Source organism: Nocardia sp. NPDC004860 (assembly GCF_040609015.1).
Classification (GTDB): domain Bacteria; phylum Actinomycetota; class Actinomycetes; order Mycobacteriales; family Mycobacteriaceae; genus Nocardia.
In genome coordinates, this window is record NZ_JBEXJI010000009.1 from 216,833 (window position 1) to 239,914 (window position 23,082).

At 63.7% G+C, this 23,082-nt stretch carries 18 protein-coding genes; 7 read left to right on the forward strand and 11 right to left on the reverse strand.

Going from position 1 to position 23,082, the window contains the following annotated elements; translation table 11 throughout:
- Positions 1-440 precede the first annotated feature (440 nt).
- On the reverse strand, positions 441-2,489 hold the full coding sequence (locus ABZV44_RS19590; RefSeq protein ID WP_354837912.1) for an ATP-binding protein: 2,049 nt from the start codon (positions 2,487-2,489) through the stop codon (positions 441-443).
- 893 nt (positions 2,490-3,382) lie between these two features.
- On the opposite strand from ABZV44_RS19590, the gene ABZV44_RS19595 reads away from it, so the two are divergent.
- A complete protein-coding gene (locus tag ABZV44_RS19595) occupies positions 3,383-4,393 on the forward strand; it encodes an MBL fold metallo-hydrolase (protein WP_354837914.1) in 1,011 nt (336 codons plus the stop codon).
- Positions 4,394-4,525: 132 nt separating this feature from the next.
- Here ABZV44_RS19595 and ABZV44_RS19600 read toward each other — a convergent pair whose 3' ends face one another.
- Complete coding sequence (locus ABZV44_RS19600) at positions 4,526-5,026, reverse strand: GNAT family N-acetyltransferase (protein WP_354837916.1); 501 nt, start codon at positions 5,024-5,026, stop codon at positions 4,526-4,528.
- Positions 5,027-5,030: 4 nt separating this feature from the next.
- Complete coding sequence (locus ABZV44_RS19605) at positions 5,031-7,103, reverse strand: neutral/alkaline ceramidase (protein WP_354837918.1); 2,073 nt, start codon at positions 7,101-7,103, stop codon at positions 5,031-5,033.
- Positions 7,104-7,554: 451 nt separating this feature from the next.
- Here ABZV44_RS19605 and ABZV44_RS19610 point away from each other — a divergent pair, with 451 nt between their 5' ends.
- A complete protein-coding gene (locus ABZV44_RS19610; protein ID WP_354837920.1) occupies positions 7,555-8,379 on the forward strand; it encodes a DUF559 domain-containing protein in 825 nt (274 codons plus the stop codon).
- An 88-nt stretch (positions 8,380-8,467) separates the two neighbouring features.
- Here ABZV44_RS19610 and ABZV44_RS19615 read toward each other — a convergent pair whose 3' ends face one another.
- The 3 genes from ABZV44_RS19615 to ABZV44_RS19625 are packed head-to-tail and all read right to left on the reverse strand — an operon-like array spanning position 8,468 to position 10,478.
- Positions 8,468-9,346 carry an alpha/beta hydrolase gene (locus ABZV44_RS19615; protein ID WP_354837922.1) on the reverse strand — a complete coding sequence of 293 codons (879 nt, stop codon included), beginning with the start codon at positions 9,344-9,346 and terminating at the stop codon, positions 8,468-8,470.
- Positions 9,347-9,390: 44 nt separating this feature from the next.
- Positions 9,391-9,600 carry a DUF397 domain-containing protein gene (locus ABZV44_RS19620; RefSeq protein WP_354837924.1) on the reverse strand — a complete coding sequence of 70 codons (210 nt, stop codon included), beginning with the start codon at positions 9,598-9,600 and terminating at the stop codon, positions 9,391-9,393.
- The gene (locus ABZV44_RS19625; RefSeq protein ID WP_354837926.1) at positions 9,597-10,478 is read right to left on the reverse strand and encodes a helix-turn-helix transcriptional regulator; all 882 of its coding nucleotides are present in this window, start codon (positions 10,476-10,478) and stop codon (positions 9,597-9,599) included. Before ABZV44_RS19625 ends, ABZV44_RS19620 begins: the two co-directional genes overlap by 4 nt.
- Before the next feature lie 171 nt (positions 10,479-10,649).
- Here ABZV44_RS19625 and ABZV44_RS19630 point away from each other — a divergent pair, with 171 nt between their 5' ends.
- The 3 genes from ABZV44_RS19630 to ABZV44_RS19640 are packed head-to-tail and all read left to right on the forward strand — an operon-like array spanning position 10,650 to position 12,954.
- Positions 10,650-10,871 (forward strand): hypothetical protein, encoded by a 222-nt coding sequence (locus ABZV44_RS19630; RefSeq protein ID WP_354837928.1) that lies wholly within the window; start codon positions 10,650-10,652, stop codon positions 10,869-10,871.
- 54 nt (positions 10,872-10,925) lie between these two features.
- Positions 10,926-11,810: an HNH endonuclease gene (locus tag ABZV44_RS19635; RefSeq protein WP_354837930.1), complete on the forward strand. Its 885-nt coding sequence runs from the start codon at positions 10,926-10,928 to the stop codon at positions 11,808-11,810.
- A 43-nt stretch (positions 11,811-11,853) separates the two neighbouring features.
- Positions 11,854-12,954 (forward strand): IS630 family transposase, encoded by a 1,101-nt coding sequence (locus tag ABZV44_RS19640; RefSeq protein ID WP_354837932.1) that lies wholly within the window; start codon positions 11,854-11,856, stop codon positions 12,952-12,954.
- A gap of 10 nt (positions 12,955-12,964) precedes the next feature.
- On the opposite strand, the gene ABZV44_RS19645 is transcribed toward ABZV44_RS19640, so the two are convergent.
- The 4 genes from ABZV44_RS19645 to ABZV44_RS19660 form a co-directional block, all read right to left on the reverse strand.
- Positions 12,965-15,439, reverse strand: coding sequence for a P-loop NTPase fold protein (locus ABZV44_RS19645; RefSeq protein WP_354837934.1), 2,475 nt, complete (start codon positions 15,437-15,439; stop codon positions 12,965-12,967).
- Between the two features lie 233 nt (positions 15,440-15,672).
- A complete protein-coding gene (locus tag ABZV44_RS19650) occupies positions 15,673-18,639 on the reverse strand; it encodes a Z1 domain-containing protein (protein WP_354837936.1) in 2,967 nt (988 codons plus the stop codon).
- Positions 18,636-20,177 carry an ATP-binding protein gene (locus ABZV44_RS19655; RefSeq protein WP_354837938.1) on the reverse strand — a complete coding sequence of 514 codons (1,542 nt, stop codon included), beginning with the start codon at positions 20,175-20,177 and terminating at the stop codon, positions 18,636-18,638. Before ABZV44_RS19655 ends, ABZV44_RS19650 begins: the two co-directional genes overlap by 4 nt.
- A gap of 91 nt (positions 20,178-20,268) precedes the next feature.
- Complete coding sequence (locus ABZV44_RS19660) at positions 20,269-20,886, reverse strand: TetR/AcrR family transcriptional regulator (RefSeq protein WP_354837940.1); 618 nt, start codon at positions 20,884-20,886, stop codon at positions 20,269-20,271.
- A 123-nt stretch (positions 20,887-21,009) separates the two neighbouring features.
- On the opposite strand from ABZV44_RS19660, the gene ABZV44_RS19665 reads away from it, so the two are divergent.
- Both ABZV44_RS19665 and ABZV44_RS19670 read left to right on the forward strand, forming a co-directional pair.
- The gene (locus tag ABZV44_RS19665; RefSeq protein ID WP_354837942.1) at positions 21,010-21,780 is read left to right on the forward strand and encodes an SDR family oxidoreductase; all 771 of its coding nucleotides are present in this window, start codon (positions 21,010-21,012) and stop codon (positions 21,778-21,780) included.
- Between the two features lie 205 nt (positions 21,781-21,985).
- Positions 21,986-22,285 (forward strand): hypothetical protein, encoded by a 300-nt coding sequence (locus ABZV44_RS19670; protein WP_354837944.1) that lies wholly within the window; start codon positions 21,986-21,988, stop codon positions 22,283-22,285.
- A gap of 111 nt (positions 22,286-22,396) precedes the next feature.
- Here the strand turns inward: ABZV44_RS19670 and ABZV44_RS19675 are convergent, their stop codons facing one another.
- Positions 22,397-23,008, reverse strand: coding sequence for a Uma2 family endonuclease (locus tag ABZV44_RS19675; RefSeq protein ID WP_354837946.1), 612 nt, complete (start codon positions 23,006-23,008; stop codon positions 22,397-22,399).
- Positions 23,009-23,082 lie beyond the last annotated feature (74 nt).

Genomic DNA, 23,082 nt, shown 5'->3' on the forward strand with positions numbered 1-23,082 from the left:
CACAACCGTCCCCACAGACGCATGTCCCACCAACTTCCCGACCAGGATCAGAGAGCTGTGATGGAGGCGATACGGAGAAGTCTCCGCACCGAGAGCTGCCTGATCCTGGTTCGCCCAGGGTGGTCGTGCGAGTGTCACCCCAGCACGACCGCCGCATCGCATTTGTATATTCGCGTCCGCGGGACGAGGTCACCGCGAGTCACGGCCAGGTGCCTCATCTTTCGCGGCGCTGTCCGCCGCAGGTGCCCGGGCCGGCCCTTCTTCGGCCCGGGCACCGCGCCCCGCATCGCGCATTGCCGCGTCACGCGGGCCGTGCCCCTCCGGCCCGGCGCTGACAATGCGGCGCGGGCGACCCCACCCCGGGGTCGCTGGCGGTCAGGGAGCGCTGGTGGTGGCGATTCGGGGATCTCCCCGGTGAGGGCTCCCTGACCTTGGTTTCCTCAGCCGGCGCGCATGTTTCGGGGCGGGGTGTTCTCGTCGGCTTCGGGATCGCGCATGGCGTAGACGCGTTCGAGGAAGTCGCGGTGGGCTCGGAGGGTGGCGTCGAGGAGTTCGCGCCAGGTGCGGCGGTCCACTCGGTGGTCGCTGACCAGGGAGGAGAGGGACGCGGGGCCGAGCTTGTCGATATGGTCGACGATGAAAGTGAGGCGGCGGCGCGGGAATTGGGCGCCGATGCGAGGGTTCTCGTCGAGGAAGTGGTCGAGCTCGTAGAGGTAGTTGACGGCGCGGTTGTACTCCTCGTCGGTGAGGTGGTAATCCATGCGCTTGATCTCGACGATCCACAGTTCGCCGGAGTCGTGCAGCAGGACGAAGTCGGGTTCGCGCTTCTCGCTGCCGATGGACGTGGTCACCAGCGGCGTGCCGAATTTCTGTGCGTACCAGCGTTCGAAGCTGGCGCGCACGCGTTTGAGGGATTCGTTCATGCCCAGCGGGGTCCACTCGGGGGCGAGCAGCCAGGGGGCGGATTCGATGAGCTCCTGGAAGGGTCGTTCCAGGGAGCGGCGGTCGTCGATGAGCGAGCGCAGCCGGTTCACCACGGCGACACGCTCACTGGCGATCTGGCCCAGCGAGTAGATCTCGGCCACCCGGGCCCGCTCGAACAGCGCGACCACCACGTCCAGTGCGGGGTCGGCGTCCTCGGCGATCTCCTTGAGGGTGTCGAGCAGGCTGCGCTGCGGGCCCAGCGACAACGCCAGCCGCAGCATGTTCTCGATGTGCGCGGGATCGTCCATCGAGGCACGATCCTTGTGCGCCACCAGGATTCGCGCCGCGTCCAGGACGGAGTCGCGGAACACGCGGTCGCCGGGCGCGATGGCGTCGAGGGTCTCGTGAATGCGCGAGCGCTCGACGAACTCCTCCCAGACCCGGCGGCGGATGGATTTCTCGCCGAGCCTGCCGATCTCCTTGATCAGCGCCCGGCCCCACTGCGCGAGCGCCTCACCGCGCGGGGAGCTCCACATGATGTCCTGGCGGTCGGAGCGGACGAGATCGTCGTCATCGTCGAGCCAGTCGACGTGGATGGCGCCGACCAGATAGGAGCGCAGTTTGAATTCGCCGGTGAATCCGGCGGAGATGCCGAAATCCCTTGTCTGCGCGACGATCTTGCCGCGCGCGTAAATGCGGACCCCGGCCATCGCCTCGTCCCGGTAGGGCTGCTTCGAATAGGCGATCCAGCCCGTCACCGGCAGGAATTGCCGCCCGAATCGCACCGGCACCCGGCCGGCGTCGATCCGGGTCTCCTCCATGACGTCGATCGGCAGCTGGCTGAGAATGAAGCTCTCCGGGCCGATGGCATTGCGCACCTCGACCCGCCAATCCGCACGCTCGATGCCGAAACGGGCCGCCAGCTGCCGGTTCAGTTCGGTTCCCGTATTCACCCGCTTGCGAAAGAAATTCCGCAGAATGACGGTGGTGCCCCGTTGGGAGGCGAACGTGCCGTCCAGCCGGCCGGGGCGGGGGAAGTAGTCGCTCTCGGTGTCGGAGAGCATGTCGTCGAGGTCCATCACGATGTGGGAGACGGTCCAGCCCAGGGGGGTTCGGTCGTCGTCCCGGCTGCCCGCCGTGATCACCTCGATGGTGCGGCAGATGCCGAAAGCGGCGAGCTTCCCGATTCCCTTGCGCCCCATCACCGGCCGTCGCCGTTCCCGGGACAGATCGGACCCGGTGCGCACGCGCCGGTCGGACCCGACCATCAGATAGTGCTCGTTGATCTCCTCCGCGGTCATCCCGTGCCCGTTGTCGGAGACGACGATCTCGTATGCCGGTTCGTCTGCGGCCCTGACGGTTCCGGCCAGCATCGCACCCCACGGCAGCACGACCTCTACCTCGGTGGCGTCGGCATCGTAGGAATTGGCGATGAGTTCGGCCAGGACCGCCGAGACCCTGTCGTAGAGCCGAATGCCGAGTTTGTCGATTGCCAGCCGGCTGATGCGCATCGTGTACTTGTGGTCATCGCGTTCCCGCGCGGCCGCATGCACGTCGTTGTACATGATGAGCCCCCAATTGCCCTCGGAGCAGCCGTCGTTCAGCTACCTCTGAATACGATGCAACGCTGATTGATTAACAGCAGGCTGAACATTTACCGACCGCTTAGTCACGGTGTGATTCCAGGATTCACCAACCGATAGCCCACGGCAACGGCAAGGTCTCGGTTACCTCCACGAGTGCGCGAGCGACCCTTGACAACCCGCTCCTTGCTTTCGTCGACGCCGCCCGCCGGCCCGTCCCCGGCCGACGAGCGAGCCGATCGGTGAGGCAGTGGTTTACCGCCGGAATCGGGGTGTCGACCATCGAACAGATGCGATTGCGCCAATCTCCAGAACCGGGTGGCGACACCATCTCGGCTTCAGCCTCAGCAAGTTCGGACGATCGAAGGTCTGATGGGCGGCGTCCGCACTCGGGTATGGCCACGCGCTCAGCAGCGCACGTGTATCTGGTGCTGCCCCTGACGGTGACGGACCGGCGATTGACGACGACAGCGGCGCCCGCTGTCGTCCCACCGCACAACATCTCGGCGAGACTCGAGCCAGACGTGTCGAGGACCATCGCGTGGTCGCCGTGCGGCCGGCGGCATCGTTGCCGGTGGTGTTGCGACCGTGCTCGCGCCATCGGGCCAAGAGATGCGGTCGACCGCAGTGCGGGTAGGACTTGGGTGCATATGCGACGTGCTCCGACTGCCCCACTGCGGGCCAAGCGCACCGCGACGCCCGGGCGGCAGCACAACCCAATCCACCACTCCGGACGCCATCGCGGTACCCGACGGGCCGAGTGTTGTGCGGGGATCTGGGATGAGGGTGGTTGGGTGACAGGTCGGTCGGAGGGAGGCAGAATGCGGGGCGGCGGCGGGCGGTGTCCGCTGTGATGCGAGACAAAGGGGTACCGGGTGGCCAGTAGTCAGACCATTGCCGCACGTCAGCGCTTTTTCGGTGCGGAGGCGGTGGACCCGGTGAGCGGGGCGGTGCGGGAGGATCAGGTGCTGGTTTCCTGGTTCGGGTGTGCCAGTTTCGCGGTGGCCATGGGTGGCGTGGTGTTTCTGCTGGACGCGTGGGTGCCGCGCGGGGCGACCTCCGGGTATGTGCCGACCGGGCCGGAGGAGGTCGCGGCGCTGGATCCGGCGGCGATCTTCATCGGGCACGGCCATTTCGATCATGCGGCCGATGCGGGGGCGATCGCGCGGGCGAGCGGTGCCGTGGTGCACGGGACAGCCGAGCACTGCGCGACGGCTCGCAAGCAGGTGGGCGGGGCCGAATTGGCTTGTCAGGAACTGGGTTCCAGCAAGTCCGCGTCGGGCGACCGCTACGACTTCGAGCTCGCGCCGGGGCTTTCGGTGACCGCGGTGCGCCACTTGCACTCGGCGCGGACACCCCGGCGCGAGGGGGCGGATGCCTCCGCACCCGTGCGACCCAAGCCCTGCCTGTGCGATATCCGCGCCTATCCCCCGGGGCTGGCCGACGCCGGACACCTGGCGCGCAATCTACTCGCGCCGGAGGGCGGAGTTCTGCTGTACCAGTTCCGGCTCGGTGATTTCGTGCTGACCTGGCACGATTCTTCCGGCCCGCTGCTGGACAAGGCTCCGCACGTCCTGGATGTGCTGCGCGCGCTGCCGGCGTCGGACGTGCACATCGGCGCGGTGCAGGGGTACAACCAGTTCGCCAACGGGCTGCGTGACCCGCGCAGCTATATCGAGGCGCTGCGGCCGAAGGTGTTCGTGCCCAACCATCACGACAACTGGCTGCCGCTGATCACCGCCCGGGGTGAGGCGTTCCGGACGCCGCTGCACGAGGAAGTGGCCCGGATTCCGGAGGGTGAGCGGCCGGAGGTGCGAATGCTGCTGGACCGCGACGACTATCTTGCGCCAGGGCGGCTGGTATTCGACCTCACACCGCAGGGCTGATCTGCTGGAGCCGGTCGGCCTGCCGTTGATGAGGACCGGCGGCACCAACGCTCAATAGTCCTCGGCGGACGGGCCTGTCGCAGCTGCCTGTCCGGGCGCGTTGTGCCGATCGGAGAGGGCCCGAATACTCGGTCAGCGGAAGCGGAGAAGCATTGTGATGCTGGTGGTTCCGGCCGGATTGATCTGCTCTGATCCCGGGACGTCGACGAAGCCGAGGCGTTCGTAGAGCCGCCGGGCCGGATTCTCCAGGCGGACACTCAGACTCACGGCGTCGTACTGTTCGCGGGCGGTGTCGAGGAGTGCCGTCATCAACGCAGTCCCCAGTCCAGTACCGCGGCTGACGACCGCGACACCGATTGCCAGTTCCGGAGTGTCGCTGTCGATGTACCCCAGGGCCGCGTCCTCGGCGGTGAACCGGCGCAGCCATGCGGCACCGAGCAGTACGCCGTCGGACCCGCCGACCACACCGAGATCGCCTGCGGCACCCCAGTTCTGGACATACTTCGCGAGCTTCGGCTGATCCATCAGCTCGTCCGGCGAGACCATGCCGCGATCGCGGGCGTACGACGCCTCGAAGAGCATGGCCCACAGGAACTTCTCGTCCGCCACGTCGGCGGGCCGGACAAACACCATGGGATCAGCCGATCACGAATTCCGCCGATGTTCCAGTGAATTCGTTGACTGCTCCGCCGGCGTCGCGGCTGTCGCCGGTGTACTGGATACGGTAGCGGCCCGAGGGGGCACTGTCCGGCACCGTCCACTGGATAGTGATGGTGGAGGCGGCGGGCTGGCCGTCCGGGCGGGACCAGTGCAGTTCGGTGCACCAGTCGTTGTCGTCGTAGACGCGCCGCCAGTCATCGCCGGAGCCCTGCTGGACCTCGAAGTAGGTGCCGTCCAGGTGGAAGTTGTTATTGGGGTGAGCGCCGACGAACTCCACCGAAACCGTCTGTCCTGCCGCATAGTTCGCGTTCGGCTGGGTGAGGACGTCACCGTACGCGCGTCCGGCGTGCGGGGCGTCGGCCGGGACCGGCGGCAGCAGGTTCGGCTGCAATCCGAAGGCCCAGTCGAGCGGGGCCGGGCCACGGCCGAGGTCGATGCGCGCCGCCAAAGCCTTTGCCAGCCGGTCGAATTCCTGCATGTGTGCCGAGAGTGTCCAACGTCCGTACAGGGTTTCGCCACCCTCGTACTGCTGGGAGGCGTATTCCTCCGGGGTGGTGACGTATCCGCAGTAGCCATTGGCGTAGCCCTGCAGCAGCACGTTCTCCAGCGGCACGTTCAATGCCCGCGCCACCAGTCGCCGGATTCGCAGCCCCGACACGACCGTGTACTCCGACGGCCCCGAGGCCAGCACGAGATCGCCGATGCGCATCAGCTGCAGCGGCACGATCTGCGGCACCCACGGTCGCGGCGGCAGCACTCCGAGGGGGGCCAGAATCAGCTTGGGCGCCTGCACATCTCGCATCCAGTCTTCGATCGGCGAGTTGAGTCCGCCGAGCGCGGCCACCATCGGATTGGCGTCGCCCTCCTGCAGGAACGACAGCTGCGAGTTCCAATTGTCCTCGGTGCTGGTCGCCATGGCCGCCGCGCCCATCATGGCGGGCGAGGTGCGGGCCGACTTGCCATCCGGGGTGTAGTCGCCGTCGATGGCGGTGTCCGCGAGGTTCACATAGTGCAACACCGAATCCACGCCGGCACTACCCATCGGCGTCGCGGCATCGAAAGCCTTTCGGCCCGCCTGATATTGGCGCTCACCGATAATGGCGCAGTTGGTGCGATTGTCCTCGGTGGGTCCCGACGGATGCATCGGCCGGATCCACAGATTGGGCGTCATATCGCCGGCATTGGTCTGCGGGAAGGCTGCCACGAACGATGGCGCACCGTCCAGATGCCGCACACCCATCTCGTCGTGCTCCCAGCGATAACTGGCGTATCCCTTGTTGTCCGCCGAGATGAGGGTGTTGCGATCGGTCAGCGAGGTACCGTGCGTCGCGAACCACGTGATCGCCCCGATATCCTTGCCGCCCTGCCGGAATCGCAGCACGGTGACCTGCGGATCGATGGCATCCGGAAACGCCGCCTTGTCCCCCTCCGGATTGGCCTCGAACGCCACGCGCGACCGGTTCACGCTGGCATCGTGCAACTCCCCCCGCCCGAGCGTGATCGACCCCGGCCCGAGATTCTCGTGCGCCGCAACGATCGCCTTGACGATCCCGTTCACCTCGGCATCATGCGAGTTCTGCTGAAACCCCATGGCCGCAAGCGAATACGCATACTCCCGCGCGGTGCCACCACACGAGTTGTGGTTGTGCGTCGCATTGAGATTGACGTTCCGCTCGGTATACAGATCCCCGAACCGCTGCTGAAGTTGCTGCATCACCACCAGATGCACCGACTGGAACAGGCAGGCATTGTCGGTGTTCACGAACGCAACCCGATCCCCCGTAGCCTGATCCACCACGACGTAGGCCCGCGCATAACACCGCGTCAACAGCCCCGTAGTGACCTGATCGGCCTCGGAGTACCCCATCATCCCCTGCCCCGCAGGGGCCCCGGTGATATCCGCGATCCCCACCCCGACCAGGTAATCCTGCCCCGCGTCCCGATGCCTGATGGGTTGCGCCCCAACCATATTCGCACCGAACGCCGCCGCACCGGCCCCCACGCCGCCCACCGCAGCCCCCACCAGCACAGCCCGCCGGGACAGAGTCATCGCATCCTCACTTCCACACCCGCGACAATGCGAACCAGCCCGCACCCGCCAAAGAGTGAACCTGTTTCATTTCAGGTTTCCCGCAGACTAGTCGGTCACTTGACCAATTTCTAGCCATCCGCGCCGAACCGCGCCCGCCACCCTATCGCCGGCCTCCGCTTCACGGCCGCCGCACACGCCGATTCCGCCAGGTCAACCCACGCTTCCTCGACTCCAGCAACCAACAGCACCTGCTTCCGACCCCGAAAGAGTTTGCACAGGCGAAACCTCACCAGCACCGCGCCGGCCTGACTCGTCGACGACTCCCGAGCAACCGCCGGCCGGTTCATCCGCAAGTGAAATGTCGGCACTCGAACCAACTGATTTCCACAGCCGCACCACCATCCACAGACCCGACATAATCGCAGCTCGCCGTCACGGTTCTGTCCGGGCGCAGTGTCACGCTTGCCCGATGATTCGTACACGCAGCGAACTCCTCGCGGAGGGCATCCCGGTCGGCACGATCAACGACCGCTGCCGGCGCGGCGTTTACAGACGACTGCTCCCTCGTACGTATTGCGTCGGCGCGCCAACCACTCTCGATAGATGTCATGCGGTCATCGCCTGGCAGCCGCGCGCGATCCTCAGCCATCGCACCGCCGCCTGGTTGCACGGCCTCCTTCCTGATGAGCCGACCCGCGTGGAGGCGACCATCCCCAAGGCTTCCGACCGCTGCACCCCGGACTGGCTGCGGCTCTACCGCCGCCGCCTCCGCGCCGAATGGATCGATGAGTGCTACGACCTGCCAGTCACGACAGCGGCGTTGACCATGTTCGACTGCGCCTCGGTCCTTCCCGAGCGTGAAGCCGATGCGCTGATCGATCTGAACGTCGGCCGGCGTGTGTCAGGGCCGGCCTTGCTCGAATTGTGCGAATCCCACCTGCATGGGTCTTCCACTGTCCGTAGGCAACTCCGCGAGGCCGCGATCCACGCGGCGTCAGAGCCGGAACGCCTGTTCGCGCGAGCCCTGAACCGCCGAGGCATGCGCCTGCTCTGCAATCACCCGATCGGCCCGTACCGCTGCGACTTCGTCGACGAACGATCGCGCACCGTCATAGAGATCGACGGTCGCGAGTTCCACAGCGAGTCGAGGGTCTTCCGTCACGACAGGCGTCGACAGAACGAGCTCATGCTCGATGGGTGGCTCGTGCTGAGGTACGCCGCAGCCGATGTGTATCAATCGGTAGAAAGATGCGTCGACGAGGCCACGGCAGCCATCAGACGCCGCAGACGGTAATCCGGTCAGATCCCGCACTTTCCCCATCACCCACCACCATTCCGACCGGAAATCACCCACTTGTGCGAGCCCGCACCGGCCACATCACCTACGCGGTCTCACCCGCCAACTCGATCAGCCGCGCCCGCACCAGCTCGGGCCGCTCATCGACGATGAAATGCCCGCACCCCTCCGCCATTTCGAGCGTGTAGTCATCCGCCCGCGCCGTCTCCGCCGCAGCCAGCGAATAGTGCACCGCCGCATCGTCTTTCCCGAACAACGCCCGCACCGGCACGGTAGCCCGCCTGTGCTCCGGATTCCGAACCGCCGCCGGCACCTCCTTCAACAGAAACGTCCGATACGTATCCCGCGCGGACCGCGCCACCACCGGATCCCGGAACCGCTCCGCAAAAATCTCGATTGTCTCCCGATCAAACCGGTTCTCCCCCTTGGCGGCCGCCCCGATCAGCCACTCCAGGAACCGTGTCCGCTGCTGCAGCGGCACCCCCACACTCGCCATCAGCGGCTGATACGCCAACATCCGCCAAGCCTGCCGAGCCACCACACCCGGCGGCGACCAAGGATGCGCCATATTGCACACCAGATACCCCCGAAACCGCTCGGGCTCCCTGAGAATCATCCGAAACCCAACCCACCCACCCCAGTCATGCCCCACCAACAAGACCTTCTCGTCCAACCCCAACGCATCCATCAACGCCAGCAGATCACTGGCCACGTCGTCCTTCGCCCACCGATGCGGCGCCGCCCCCGACCACCCATACCCCGGCAGATCCGGCGCAATGATCCGCATCCCCGCCGGCGGATCCGCCAACAGATCCCGATACGTGTAGTGATGCTGCGGCCACCCATGCAACGCCAGCACAGGCACCCCCTCCCCCGCCTCCGTCACATGGAATCGAACACCCCGAGCCTCGACAAAGCTCCGACGAACACCAGGGACAACGGGCGGATCCTGATCAGCAGCCATAGCCCACGCTAACGCGCCCGGCGCGCCAAATCCTGGAAGTCGACCTAAGCCTGTTTCGAAGTCAGCTTTCCGCGCACGACACCTGCAACAAACGCGTCCCACTGCTCCGGCGTGAAGATCAGCGCGGGACCGCTGGCGTTCTTCGAATCGCGAACCCCCACCGAACCGTCTCGCAGATGTGCTGTCTCGACACAGTCAGCCTTGTCGCCGCTGTAGCTGCTCTTGAACCATTCGGCTGCGGATAGGTCAGTCACGCTGAAAACTCCTTTGCCACCTGCCGCAGCAGGTTACGACTGACCGCCTCGTCCAGCGCTGCCCGCTGAAGGCTATCGAGAACCCGATAGTACCGCCGCACGTCGGCGTCCTTCTCCAGGTACATACACCCGATGAAGGTCTCCAGATACACCACGGGAGGCCAGACGCGTTCGCCCCCGGTATCTTCGTCGAACTCGAGAATCGCGAACTGCCCCACGGGATCACCGACCGGGGCTCCTGCCTTGAACGACAGCACTCGAACCGAGACGTTCGGCAATTTGCCGATCTCCGCGAGATGCCTCAGCTGAGCGGCCATCACCATTGGACCGCCCACATTGCACCGCAGCGCCGCCTCGTGGAGGACAACGTCCAGCGACAGAGGCTGATACCTCCGAGATACCGTTGCCTGCCGCCGCGTCCGCAACTCGACTCGACGCTCATGGTCCGCGGCCGTCTCTTCAGGTTTCACAGCTCGAATGAGCGCGCGAGCGTACTCGGGGATCTGCAGCAGCCCAGGAACGAGGGCCGGCTGGTAGGTCGTCAACTTCCGAGCCGCGGTCTCGAGCCCGACATATACATCGAAGTTCGCCGGTATCACGCTTCCGTACTCATGCCACCAGCTGGTCTCCGCCGCCTGACGAAGCAGCCCAACCATGGCCTCCGCGGTATCGCCGGACAGCTCCAGAACATCGCAAATCGCCTGCAGATCTCGAACTTTCAGCCGCGTGGGTATCCCGCTCTCCAACCGCTGCAATACCGACGTACTGACATCCGCAGCCTTCGCCACCCGATCCTGTGCCATCCCCAGCGCGCTCCGCGCCTCCCGCAAATACCGCCCAAGCTGCCGCCTCGGCAAGGTCGAGCCAGTCTCCGACATGACGCGCTTCCTCATCAACATGCACCCGTACCGGGTGACGCGGACGCCCAAACTGCCAGCGGTCCAGGGCTTTCGACGAGAAGCCACTGGTTTACCCAGTTCAGGGTAACCACCCACCCACTCGAGTGATGCACTTTCTACATAACCCACCCCAACACCGAGGAGCCCACCATGTTCGACCAACTCACCATCGGAGCCTGGGTAATCACCACTGCCGACTGCCCAGTCCGTTTCGTCCCCAACCCCCAAGACCACCGCGTCACCCTCGTCCTCGGCGACACCCACCGAGAGTTCGAGATCTGCCTGGACGCAACCACTCTCGCGGCGATCCTCCACCACGGCCCGAAGGCCCTGGCCAGCATCTCAGCAAGCTCAGCAGACACAGCGCACTGAAACGTATCCATTGAAGATCAACTTTTCGACTGCGGTCCATGCCAGACTTCCTCCATGGACAGGGATGCCGAGGCCATCCTCCGCGAGGAGATCTTCCGACACCTGGAGGAATTGGTCGGAGACACCGGAGTCGTTACCCGCGAACAACTGTGGGACTTCACTCTGAACGGTGCGACTCACCGCCTCATCGACCGCAACCGCGGCATTCGCAACCCAAAGGACATGCTGGCCACCCTGTCGATCCTGTCTGATCCCAAGGGCAAGTATGCGGATGAAGAACTACAGGACTCCCTCTTCGCCTACGCGTACCGCGAAGGCAGCGTGAACGGCGACAACAAGAAGCTCCGGGCTGCTCTGGACCTCGACCTACCGCTCCTACTACTCCGGAAGATCGCCGACGGCGTCTTCGTTCCGGTGCCGCGGGTATACGTCGTCGCCGACGACCAAGAGAACCGACAGTTTCTGATCGCGCTAGACGACAGCCTCCGCCTGGTCGACAACCCGCTCGCACTCCAGCCCCTGGAACGCGAATACGTCGAACGAGTGACCAAACAGCGACTACACCAACCCGAGTTCCGAGGCCGAGTCCTCCGCGCCTACGAATGCCGCTGCGCCGTCTGCCATCTCAAGCACGCCAAGCTCCTCGATGCCGCCCACATCATCGCCGACGGGAAGCCGAACGGAACCCCTACCGTCGACAACGGATTGAGTCTGTGCAAGATCCACCACGCGGCCTACGACGAGAACTTCCTCGGGATTACACCCGGCTACCAGATCCGCATCAACCAATCTCTCATGAATGAGATCGACGGTCCGATGCTCCGTCATGGTCTACAAGAAATGAACGGCCGACAACTGTTCACACCGGCAAGAAACAGAGACAAACCCAGTTCCGACCGCCTGGCCGTCCGGTTCGCCGAATTTGAGGCAGCCAGCTAGTGTTCCGCGCCTGAAATTCGTTGGCTAATTGTAGGATTCGGCGGTGGTGAGGACTGGTAGGCCGAGGTCGGGTCCGGATTTGGTGGTGACCGAGGCTCAGCGTCGGGAGTTGGTGCGGGGCGCGCGGGCGGCGACGTCGACGCAGGCGTATGCGTTGCGGTGCCGGATCGTGCTGGCCTGCGCCGAGCCGGGTGCGTTCAACACCCACGTGGCGGCCGAGGTGGGCGTGTCGGCGATGACGGTGCGTAAGTGGCGGAGCCGTTTCATCGAGTACGGGTTGGCAGGCCTGGCCGATGAACCGAGACCGGGCCGGCCGCCGTCGATCCTGCTGGATCAGGTGCAGCACGTGGTGGAGATGACCCTGGAACAGGTCCCCTCCGATGCCACGCACTGGTCGCGGTCGTCGATGGCCGAGCGGACCGGGCTGTCGAAATCGACGGTGGGGCGGATCTGGCGGCGGTTCGAGCTGAAGCCACATCTCAGTGACGGGTTCAAGATCTCCACCGACCCGTTGTTCATCGAGAAGGTCGTGGATGTTGTTGGCCTGTACCACAATCCGCCAGAACGAGCGGTCGTACTGTGTGTGGACGAGAAGTCCCAGATCCAAGCTCTGGACCGGTCGCAGCCGGTCCTGCCGATGATGCCGGGCATGCCCGAGCGCCGCACCCACGACTACGCCCGCCACGGCACCACCAGCCTGTTCGCCGCGTTCAACATCGCCGACGGCACCGTGATCGGCGAACTGCACCGCCGCCACCGAGCAACCGAGTTCAAGAAATTCCTGACCAGCATCGACAAGGCCGTGCCCGCCGAACTGGACGTGCACGTGGTGTGCGACAACTACGCCACCCACAAGACCCCGCAGGTCCAGCAATGGCTCGCCGCGCACCCACGGTTCCACGTGCACTTCACCCCGACCGGATCGTCGTGGCTCAACCAGGTCGAACGCTGGTTCGCCTTCCTCACTCAGCAACTCCTGCGTCGCGGCGTCCACAAAAGCGTTGCGGCACTGGAGAAAGACGTCCGCAACTGGGTCGACCAGTGGAACACCAACCCTCGCCCATTCGTCTGGCGCAAGACAGCCGAGGAGATCCTCGACTCCCTCGCACGATATCTGCAACGAATTTCAGGCGCGGAACACTAGCCGCCGTTCACTAGCGTTGAGAGTACGCGGCTACGAACTGAAGGGCAGTACCAATCGTGTCCATGGACAACTCGAACAGAGGGTTCTCCGCTTCCGTGAACGCTGACACACGGTCGAGTTCAGCCTGGTCTGCCGATCTGAATGACTCCAGCGGTACCGTGTGTATCCAGTCGCCGTATGCGATGTCAGCACTGCCATCGATCTTTCGCTGTTGCAGCGCCGCTCCCAACGAGTTCGGAGCGCCGACAAGCGTTGCGATTACCGCCGCAAGCGCATCTAGATCGTGCTCGCCACCCGCAAAGCGCGCGCGCACCGCGGAGTAGATGTTTCCGAATCTCTTAGCGCGACGCGGCGTTGCGCCCACCAACGGCGCAACCTGATCAAGGGTTGCGAGTTCCTCGTCGGAAAGTACGAGCGCTTCCGCCAACTGTTGCGCAGATGGCAGCGACTCCACCACCATGGCGTCTTCACCTTTGCCAGAGGCACTCTCACCGCTCACCGCTGATCCAGGCACCGCATGTGCGGGATCATCCGAAGTGCCGACCGGTCCACGCCCCACGTTCCCACTTACTGCAGCACGTAGAACTGCCTGAGAACCGGCTGGGCTCATCTGTGGCAGCGTGTAAGTCAACTGGAATATCTTCTCGAGGTAGTCTGCACTCGATGGCGCGGTTTCACCATCCACTGCCGCAGCCCTATTGCGATCTTTTAACGCTCGATCAAGTACTCGTCGGTCGATACCGACTACGACGATGAAAAGCGGAAGCGCCAACAGCAAGTGCACTGCCTCGAGGACATCGATGACTGTCGACGGTGTGCACCGGTCCAAGTCGTCGATATAGAGCACAATCCGCTTGACCGAAACCTCCGAATCATTCGCTGCAGCGTCGAGTATCTCGTTCAGGGTGACGAGATCACGATGTACGGCACCCATCACACCGAGGTGTTTTCTGTATTCGTCGCTTGCCGCCCGCTCGGCAAGGAAGTCCCTGAGAACCCGAGCCGGCGTCAATTCATCTCGCTCCCGCTCTGCGGCCGCAAGCTCCTCCTGTACCGTAAGCCGGCGTTCACGAACTGCCTCAAGTTCTTTCTGGGTGACGGAAGCCCCTGCTTCCAGTTTCTCGATCTCAGCACGGTGATCAGCACGTGCCTTCTCCAACCGATCGTCGATCAGACACTGCAGCCTCTCGGCTGGTTCAAGAAGCTTCCGCGCCATCTTGGACTGCTGCCTGATCCAGAGTGCGGCGCTCGAACCCAGCCCCACGAAAGGCGTTGTGGAAGCCATAATCACGTGAAGTGATTCCGGTGCGACGAAAGCCAGGGCGCCCGCCAGAATTATCGAAATAGCACCCGCGATCGCTGACGCACCCAGCGGGGACTTGTACCACGAACTGCCAGACGTAGCGAGCATCCTCGCCCGAGATGCAAGGCCAATAGCCTCGCGACTCCAATCCCATAGTTCTCGGATGCCGATGGGCGCGTCAGGAAGACCTAATTCTTCACGGGCTGACTGCAATTCGCGGCGCGCTTCAGCGACCCGACCGGAGAATTCTTCGTCATCGGCTACTTCTCGCCAGATGTCCTCGACCCGGACGTCCCTGAGATATTCGAGTTCACGCTTGTACCGACTCTCAACCTTGTTGATCTCGACTAGGATCCGCTCTGACCGACTCTGAACAAGATCTACTTCGCGTTGCGCCGAAGAAAACCTTTCCTCAATTGCATCAATTTTATCCTTGGCGTCTTTCAGCACCTTCTCCAGAACCCCTTCGGAGAGGTTCAATCTATTGAAGATTCGCTCCATCAAGCTTGCCCAGAGATTCCCTCTGGAGTAATGCCAGGCACCAAAGTGTATGTGTCTGACAAGATCTTCGAACGCGTCAGGATGCTCGACAGCGACGCTATCAATGTTTTCCCGGATCTTCTGCATGAAGAACGTCTTGCCACTCCCCCACTCACCGTAGATTGCTACAGCCAGTGGCGGTTGCAGTTGCTTCTGCGCGAGTACAGCCGCAATCCCTCGCGCGGGGCCTTCGACACCCAAAAGGTCCGGACCGCTCGTATCATCTCCGGCTATCGCGGGAATCAGCAGGGAGGGCGACCCCGATGCCGCGCCCAATTCGCCGGCTGATGATGACTCCTCTTCGTCTTCCTCGATCATCGTGCCGTCGCCACGGCTGAAGATCCCGAAGTTGCCTTCCATGGCGGCGGTCCTGAGCGCTTCGGCACGCGCATGCATCTCGCCAGGATCAGCAAGAAACTCTTGCATTACCTCGATGTCGAGCTTCCCACCCCGCGTGGGCTTGCCAGTGTATGAGGGATGCCGTGTCGCAATGTCGGTCGTTTTCCGCCCGACACTGTTCGGATTTCGAAACCTCTCCTCGGCCCGAGCATCATCAGGATGTATCGGCAGAGACCGTAGTAGGCGCGAGAGTTCAACTACCGCGGCGTCATTGGCGCGCAGTTCACGCCAGCCGTTTTGCATGACCAGATCGCACGCCAGGACGAGCTCGTCCCGCGTCCACGCGGGACTCCGAACCATGTGAACAAACCTAGCTTCGGATCAATTAGTTAGCAAGCGGCACAACACAATTCGATCCATGGGTCCGATGCCCAGGCTGTTCGACGGGCATGGCCAGAAGGGATCTCCACTCTGCACACCCGTATTGACCAGAGGCTGAGCACTGGACCTCCGCCGGAGCTACAAACCCGCGTTAATCACTCCTCCCCGTGGGGAACATCGACAATGACGGCGTCCGTGGAGTCGATGGTCCTGAACCGAATTATGCGATCGTCGTAGCCTCGGGCCGACGCGGGCGCGACGAAGCCGAAGCCCATGACCAGCTTGCCCCGGTCGATGTGGCCGTCGGGGGAAATGTCTGCGCTGTGGCGGGGTTCGACTACCGGGTAGAGCATGAGGGCACCGCGGCGGTCGGCTACCAGAGATTCGGTGTTGGGGTCGGCGGAGTCCGGAAGGCCGCCGGCGATGCGGATGGCGATGCTGCGGTGGCGGCTGGTGCTGATGGCGCCGAAGAGAGGGTCACGGCGGCGTACTCGTTCCCATCGGGTGAAGCTGCGGCCGGTGGCGCCGAGGGCAACCTCTTTGATTGCGCCGCGCATTGTTTGGGGGGCCAGGACGATCCACTCGTCGACGGCGGCTGCAGGACCGCGGGTGATTGCGGTGAGGTATTCGATGTGGGGGTCGAATTGCCCCGGGGTGAGCCAGCGCATTTCTCGGACGATATCGAGAAACTCGTCGGGGGCCAGGCGCCCGGTGAGGGCGGTGACTCGGTGGGCGATGCCCTTCTCCGGAAAGTGGTATGCGTAATCGGTTGTGGCAGTGGATAGTCTGTCGAAGACGGGACTCCAGAGGTTGGTGTTGTGTCGGAGATCCACGGAGCGGCTCGGGTAGCCAAACGGCTCACGCCAAAGTCCGGGGGAACGGATCTCGACGAGTCGGGCATTGTACATCTTGTTGGCGCTGGTCGGTTTCAGCAGCGGCAGATGTTGGGACACCAACGGCGGTATCTCGGCCGGCGTCACCTGTGGCACGCCGTCGACCATGATCGCGTACTGCTCGAGCTCGCGCCGGAACGATTCCTCGTCCATGCATACCGCCTCGAAGGCTTTGTACAGGTCGATGTCCTGCTTCCCGTGCTCCTCTTCACGGCCGATATACAGCCGCACCAGATCTCGATACCCCTCGCGGAAACCGAACCAGCGGCCCATCTGCATCAGTGCCGAGGCATTGGTCGAGCGGCGGCGGAAGTAGGAGACCGTCAAGCCCTCGACGGTGAAGCCACGGGAGAGTTTCTGACCACCAATGAGGATCTTCCAGATTGGGCGACGGTCGAAATCGGCTTCGCCGGTTTCGATGTCCTTGTCGCCGTTCACCACGATGATGGGCTTCTGATCTGCGCTGATGTTCATGACGGCGGGGCCTACATAGGGCATCAAGTCGTCATAGGTGGCGGGTACTGCATAGCCGGCGGCGCGGCCCGCGGAGACCGGAGTGATGTCCGACTCGAAGAGGGCGCGAAGGCGGGTGTGGCCATGAGAGCTGGAATAGCCTGCCTGCCACCACAATTTGGTGATACGACTGAGAAGTTCACGATGGGACTCGACCCAGTTGGATTCGTGGATGAGCATGGTGTGGTGGCGGAAGTAGTCTTCGCCCAATGCATCTCGGTCCCGGCGAAATAACTTCATCGCCGCGGTCAGAACGTACATGTCGATTGCGCGCTCGAGTGGTTCGGTGTCGTCCTCATCAGATACCACGACGTCTCGGACATGGGCCATCTCGTTAGAGGTCGCATAGGTGCGCTGTTCATCCGGGTCGTCGGAGTCGAAGTCGTGGAAGTCGCTGGCGCCCATGTACCCCTCGGGCCGGGGTAGGGAGATGATGAAGTCCTTGGGGAAGATGTCGGCAGTGTCGCTGGGATCGATGAAGACGTTGGCGTACGGGGTGGCCGTGTAGCCGACGTACTGGGCCCGCGGGAGCAGGGTGAGAAGTTCGGAGATCTTCTGGTTGATCGCAGTGCGGTCGGCGTCGGGCTTGGGGCGGGAGGTGTTGACCGAGGCTTCGTCGGATTCGTCATCGATGATGAGTACAGGGATCTCCGACAACGGCGTACGAATCTTCTTGAGATCCTTGACCAGTTTGCCGAGCACCGACTTGTTCTTCTTCACCACCATCAACCGTGCGGCGGACCGATGCAGGTTGCGGGCATCGTAGAGCGGGACCGCCGGTTCCTGCTTCTCGAACTCCAGCGCAGTGATGCCCCTCAACAGCGCTTTGTAGTCGTCGTGACGGGTGGTCAGGCGCACGATGTCGAAGCCGCCCAGAGCCGATGGGTGGTCGCCGAATTCGACGAACTTGCGTTGCAGCCACTCCTGGTCGTCGTAGTAGTCGGAGTCATATTCGCTGCCGCCGCCCATGATGTTCTCGCGCCCCACCAACTCTTTGTCGAGGCGGCGTTGGGTCTGGTCACGCAACAGGTTCAGCGTTCCGCCGAGCACGATGATCAGGCGGTAACCAGCATCCATCGCTTTTGCGATAACACCGGTGAAATTGGCGGTCTTCCCGGATTGGACGTAGCCGACAACCAGCCCCTTCGACTGATAGGCGTCCGGGCGGGTGGGATCGGCAAGGCGCTCGACCACACTGTCTGCGGCGAGGTCGACGCCGGCGACCGCTTCGTCGGACCAACCCTTCTCCGACAACAATGCGCTGTACCGCGGCCAATACCATTCCCGCCCATGCTTGGACTCGACTGTGCGCCAAGCCTTGAAGTCCTTGCTGATCACAACCGGCCCGGACGCCAGCGGCACCGGGCAGACGGTGTCCAGCAGCTTTGCCGTCTCTTCCTCGACGGCGAGCTCACGATAGATGTCAGCGCGTCGTTCTTCTGTACGCGGGGAAGCAGCCGACCACAGTGGATTCTCGGTGAAATCCCACTGCACCAACTGCTTTCGCCACATTTCGACCAGCTGATCACCGGCCTCCGCGGCACGCAACGCCTGCTGGAAGTCCGTCTCGAAAGCATACTGTGCGGTGCCCGGTAGGTCCTCAGCTTGATACTCCATCGCACGCACCAGCCGCTTCGGCTTACTGCCCGAAAGGTCGGCCAGCACTGCATGGTGCAGGGCGATACGCGGCGCGGCATCCGGTGTATGCACGGTCATTCCCCATCCCGATCGCTCAAGCGATCCATTTCCGCCCGCGCCGCGGCCACCAGCACCGTCTGCCACAGCTGCAGATTGTCCTTGTCCCGAGGGCCGATTCGTTCCCGTTGGAACACCTCGTTCACCATCAGGTAGAGCATCGATTTGATCATCGGGGCGTCGTTCATCCCGCCGCGGCGCCCGCCCAGAACAGCCGGGCGATAGCGCTGGTTCAACAGGATTCGGTGACCTTCGCGATCCAGTTCGAAGAAGGCCTCACCCTCGATCGCTTCCCAGCGGATGGAGATGGGGTCCTCCCCCGGCAACGTCGGAAGTTCTTCCGAAAGTGCCTCCCGCACAGTGGGATCCATCCCCCGTCCCGCCGGAATCACCGGCCTGCGCTCCACGCCGGTGCGGCGCCGCGCCTCCCTATAAGTGCTGTCTGCGGCAGTCAGGTAGCCGCCGAAGGTCCGACCACTGTCGTCGGCCGCATTCTCCAGTGCCGCAATGAACTCCGGCGAGATTTCGACGCCGTCCTTCTTGACCGTGAGTCGGAAGATATCGCCGGACACCGGCGGCAGTTCCACCGCCACACGCGCCAGTGCCAGATGTTGTTCGGGCTGACGGAAATTGTTCCAGCCACCCGCCTGCACAAGACGGTCGTTGCGGTACAGATAGAAGCCCTGGGTATCCAGCAATGATCCGATTCCGCGGAATTGGGCCACGGTCGATTTGGGTGGCCAGATATGAGAATGGAGCGGCACGACGCCGACCGACGGCACCTCGACCTTGAAGGTGCGCGGGTATTCGGGGTTGCCCGTCACCGGGTAGCCGAACGGATCTACCGGCAGCACACCATAATTCATCACCACCATGCCGGTGGCGATGTCCTCGACGGCGATGGTGATGTTGAAGTCACCCCGAGCCAGAAACCGGTGCAGCTGCAAACCCAGATGCATACCCAGCTTGCTGACGGTACGAGCCAGATAACGCTCGGTCTGTTCAGGTCCACCGTTGCGTGGGAAATCCTTGACCCCGTCCCAGCGAACTACCGTGCCATTCCAGTCGATCGGCTGACCGCCGGAATAGCGGTCGATGAGGGATTGGGCGTACCCGGGTTCCACGATGTCGCATTGAAAGCCGTCCTTCGCATGCTCCATCACCCACCGTCGACCGGCCGGACGGCTCGTCTTGGTGCGGCTGACCACCGTCACCGCGGCAGCGTGACTGAGCGAGGCCGACTTCAGACCGGTCCCGAACATGCCGAGCGCACCCTGGCGATAGTTTCGCCGACCGCCGACCGTCATCGCGACATCGAGCTCGTCCTCGGTCATCCCGCTGCCGTTGTCGATGAGCAACAGACTGGTCAAGCGATCGCCGTCGCGCAGGAAGTGGATGACAACATCACCGGCTCCGGCATCGATCGAGTTGTCGACCAAATCGGCTACGGCAGCCTCGAATCCATAACCCTGGCTGGTGAGAGCCTCCATGTAGCGGGGGTCCGGTGGAAGGTGTTTCGTCCCTGTCGTGGGGACATCGAACTTCCACTCTTCCGCCATGATCACCCCTGCTCGAGAACGCCGACGAGAACTCTAGCCAGAAATTCGAGTCGAGCCCGGGAGCGTTACGAACAAGCCGAGAGTGACCGATTCAGTGACCGATTCCAACGGCGAGTGCGTGGAGTGCACGGACGGCGAGGTCTGCCGGGGATCCGTCGCCGCTCGTCGGTCCGTTGTCGGATGCCCACTGCTCGACCGCGATTCGGATTGCACCGGCGGCGGCTGCGGCGAGAAGGCGGAGGCGCAGGGGATCTGCGTCGGTGCCTGCCAGATCGGCCAGCACACGGAGTAATTCGCGCTCGGCTTCGAGGTTGATGCGGTGCCAGACGGTGCGGAGGGCTGGGTCGTCGTCCATCGCGTGGATTAGTCCGCGCGTGATTTCGAGGTCTTCGGGGGCGCCCTCGAACGTGAGGGAGGATCGGGCTGCTGCCTCGAGCTCCGGCAAAGTGGGCAGCCGCCGCGGGCCGGAGGCGACGATCTCCAACCAGCGTTGGGCTCCCGCCGCGAGCATGGGCTCGACTGCTTCTTCCTTCGTGCGCGAGTACCGGTAGAAGGTGCGGAGGGCTACGCCGGATTCGGCGGCTATTTGGTCTGCCGTGACCTCGGAGGTGCCGTGTTCCGCGAACAACCGGGCTGCGGTTCGGGCTATGTCCATGCGGGTTTCTTGTTTGCGGCGTTCGGCGAGGGTGGGGCGGGGTTGGGCGGACATTTTTCACCTCCTGTGGCGGGCTCGTTGGGACAATCCTAGTTGACGGGATGCCACGATGACATGACGTGCCATGTAGGCGTAGCGTGACAGGAGAGGCTGAGAACCTACGTAAGGAGAACCGCAATGGAGCGTTTTGACGGCCGTCGTGTAGTGATCACCGGGGCGGGGTCGGGGATTGGGCGGGCTACCGTGCATCGGATCCTGGCCGAGGGTGGGCAGGTTGTCGGGGCGGACGTGAACGAGGCCGGGCTGGCGGAGACTGCCAAGCAGGCGGCGGAGAACGGGAATGGGGATCGGCTCACCACGCTGGTGCTGGACATCGCTGACGAGGAGTCGGTGAAGGCCGGTGTTGCTGCTGCGGTCGAGGCGCTGGGTGGGATCGATGCGCTGATCAATGCGGCGGGCATTCTGCGGTCGGCGCATACGCACGAGATGCCGCTGGCTGATTTCAACAAGATCATTGCCATCAACCTGACCGGTACGTTCCTGATGATTCGGGAGGCGCTGCCGCAGCTGCTCGCCTCGGACAAGGGCGTGATCGTCAACTTCACGTCGACGTCCGCGTTCTTCGCGCACCCGTACATGTCCGCGTATGCCGCGTCCAAGGGCGGCATCATGTCCATGACGCACGCGCTCGCCGCGGAGTACTCCAAGCAGGGTCTGCGCGTGGTTGCCGTTGCGCCGGGGTCGATTTCGAGTGACATGACCTCCGGGCGTGGCCCGGGGCTGCCGGCGGATGCCGATCTGAGCCTGTTCATGAAGCTCGCGCCGGGAATCGGGCAGGGCTTCGCGTCGCCGGATACCGTGGCGGGCGTGGTCGCCATGCTGGCGTCGGATGATGGTGCGTTCATCACCGGCACCGAGATCCGGATCGACGGCGGCACGCACTACTGAGTCTGCGACACTCGGTTCGACACCCACAGTGTCGAATCGAGTCGCAATTGCGAACGGCCCTGCGGGAGAATTCCTGCGGGGCCATTGCTGTGCAATGGGTTTCAGGGTCGCTCAGGGTCCCCTGTCATACATGAGGACCATTCGGCCCTGAATTCACAGGGATTCGGATTCACAAAAGGACACAAGTCGGGCACAGTTGCTGACCATGAAGTCGACATCTCTACGCCGGATCACAGCCCGTGTGGCTGTCGCCGGTGCGATCGCCCTGGTTCCCCTTGCGGCAGTGACCATTCCGGCCTCCGCGGACGTTCCGCTGGACAACGCGCCCAGCGATGTGGCGTGGCCGCACCACCAGGACGGCTGGTGGGATCGCGACGATTGGCGCCACCGCCACGACCGCGACGACTGGAACCACGACCGCGACGACTGCAACCCGGGCTGGTGGCCCAACCGCGGCAACGGCTGGTGGCGCAACGCGCTGCCGGACAGCTTCGGCAGCTGGTAAACCCGAGACACGACCACACCTCGCGCGATCCCCTCACGCGTGAACAGCGAAGGCCTGCCAGGAGAAAACCTGGCGGGCCTTCGCGGCTGAAATCCCGGAACCCTCAGGCCGTCACGGCGCTTGCAGGCTCTCGAACGTGACCGCAAGTGTGACCGGGGAATCGAGAACCAAGCCGGTTCGGTGGACGTGATGCGGTTCGTACCTCAGACCCGACCAGTCCAGACGGTATTCCTCGATGCGGTCGATGATCTCCCAGCTCTTGTCGAAATGCACGATGAGATAGACGGGAATTCTCGCGCGTGCGTAGAGGACCCGTTTGATACCGATATCCGTATCGACGGTTTCCTTCGAGGCCACCTCGATCACGAGCTGAATGTGGTCTCGCACGGTGTTGACGTCGTATGGCTCGCAGTCACGAACCATGATGCCGGGGTATCGGACATTCAGCCGACGGTCGGCACGCTGATCTTCGGAGTCCGGAAGTCGAACCGCGACATCGGAGTCCACCACGAGGCACGGTCCTGACGGGTGGCGCGCGGCTTCGATCAAAGATGCCAGTCGACGCACCACTCGGCTGTGTGCGCCGCTCTGGGACATCAGTCTGACCAGTCGACCGTCCACGATCTCGATATCACCGGCGGTTTCGCCGAACGCATCCGGTTCGGCGGCGAGAAACTCCTCGGCCGTCAGATAGCGGCTCTCATCTGCGGGCGATACGGTCACCGGCACCTCTCAGATCAAGCCAATGAATATCGAGGACATCGATATCGTAGTCCGCAGTATGCCAACGACCTGGT

Excerpts from the sequence above, each read along its gene's own strand:
- ABZV44_RS19645 (WP_354837934.1), bottom strand. The coding sequence starts at position 15,439 with ATGCAAAACGGCTGGCGTGAACTGCGCGCCAATGACGCCGCGGTAGTT.
- ABZV44_RS19635 (WP_354837930.1), top strand. The coding sequence starts at position 10,926 with ATGGACAGGGATGCCGAGGCCATCCTCCGCGAGGAGATCTTCCGACAC.
- ABZV44_RS19660 (WP_354837940.1), bottom strand. The coding sequence starts at position 20,886 with ATGTCCGCCCAACCCCGCCCCACCCTCGCCGAACGCCGCAAACAAGAA.
- ABZV44_RS19590 (WP_354837912.1), bottom strand. The coding sequence starts at position 2,489 with ATGTACAACGACGTGCATGCGGCCGCGCGGGAACGCGATGACCACAAG.
- ABZV44_RS19630 (WP_354837928.1), top strand. The coding sequence starts at position 10,650 with ATGTTCGACCAACTCACCATCGGAGCCTGGGTAATCACCACTGCCGAC.
- ABZV44_RS19655 (WP_354837938.1), bottom strand. The coding sequence starts at position 20,177 with ATGGCGGAAGAGTGGAAGTTCGATGTCCCCACGACAGGGACGAAACAC.
- ABZV44_RS19625 (WP_354837926.1), bottom strand. The coding sequence starts at position 10,478 with ATGTCGGAGACTGGCTCGACCTTGCCGAGGCGGCAGCTTGGGCGGTAT.
- ABZV44_RS19615 (WP_354837922.1), bottom strand. The coding sequence starts at position 9,346 with ATGGCTGCTGATCAGGATCCGCCCGTTGTCCCTGGTGTTCGTCGGAGC.
- ABZV44_RS19605 (WP_354837918.1), bottom strand. The coding sequence starts at position 7,103 with ATGACTCTGTCCCGGCGGGCTGTGCTGGTGGGGGCTGCGGTGGGCGGC.
- ABZV44_RS19600 (WP_354837916.1), bottom strand. The coding sequence starts at position 5,026 with ATGGTGTTTGTCCGGCCCGCCGACGTGGCGGACGAGAAGTTCCTGTGG.
- ABZV44_RS19650 (WP_354837936.1), bottom strand. The coding sequence starts at position 18,639 with ATGACCGTGCATACACCGGATGCCGCGCCGCGTATCGCCCTGCACCAT.
- ABZV44_RS19610 (WP_354837920.1), top strand. The coding sequence starts at position 7,555 with ATGATTCGTACACGCAGCGAACTCCTCGCGGAGGGCATCCCGGTCGGC.
- ABZV44_RS19665 (WP_354837942.1), top strand. The coding sequence starts at position 21,010 with ATGGAGCGTTTTGACGGCCGTCGTGTAGTGATCACCGGGGCGGGGTCG.
- ABZV44_RS19670 (WP_354837944.1), top strand. The coding sequence starts at position 21,986 with ATGAAGTCGACATCTCTACGCCGGATCACAGCCCGTGTGGCTGTCGCC.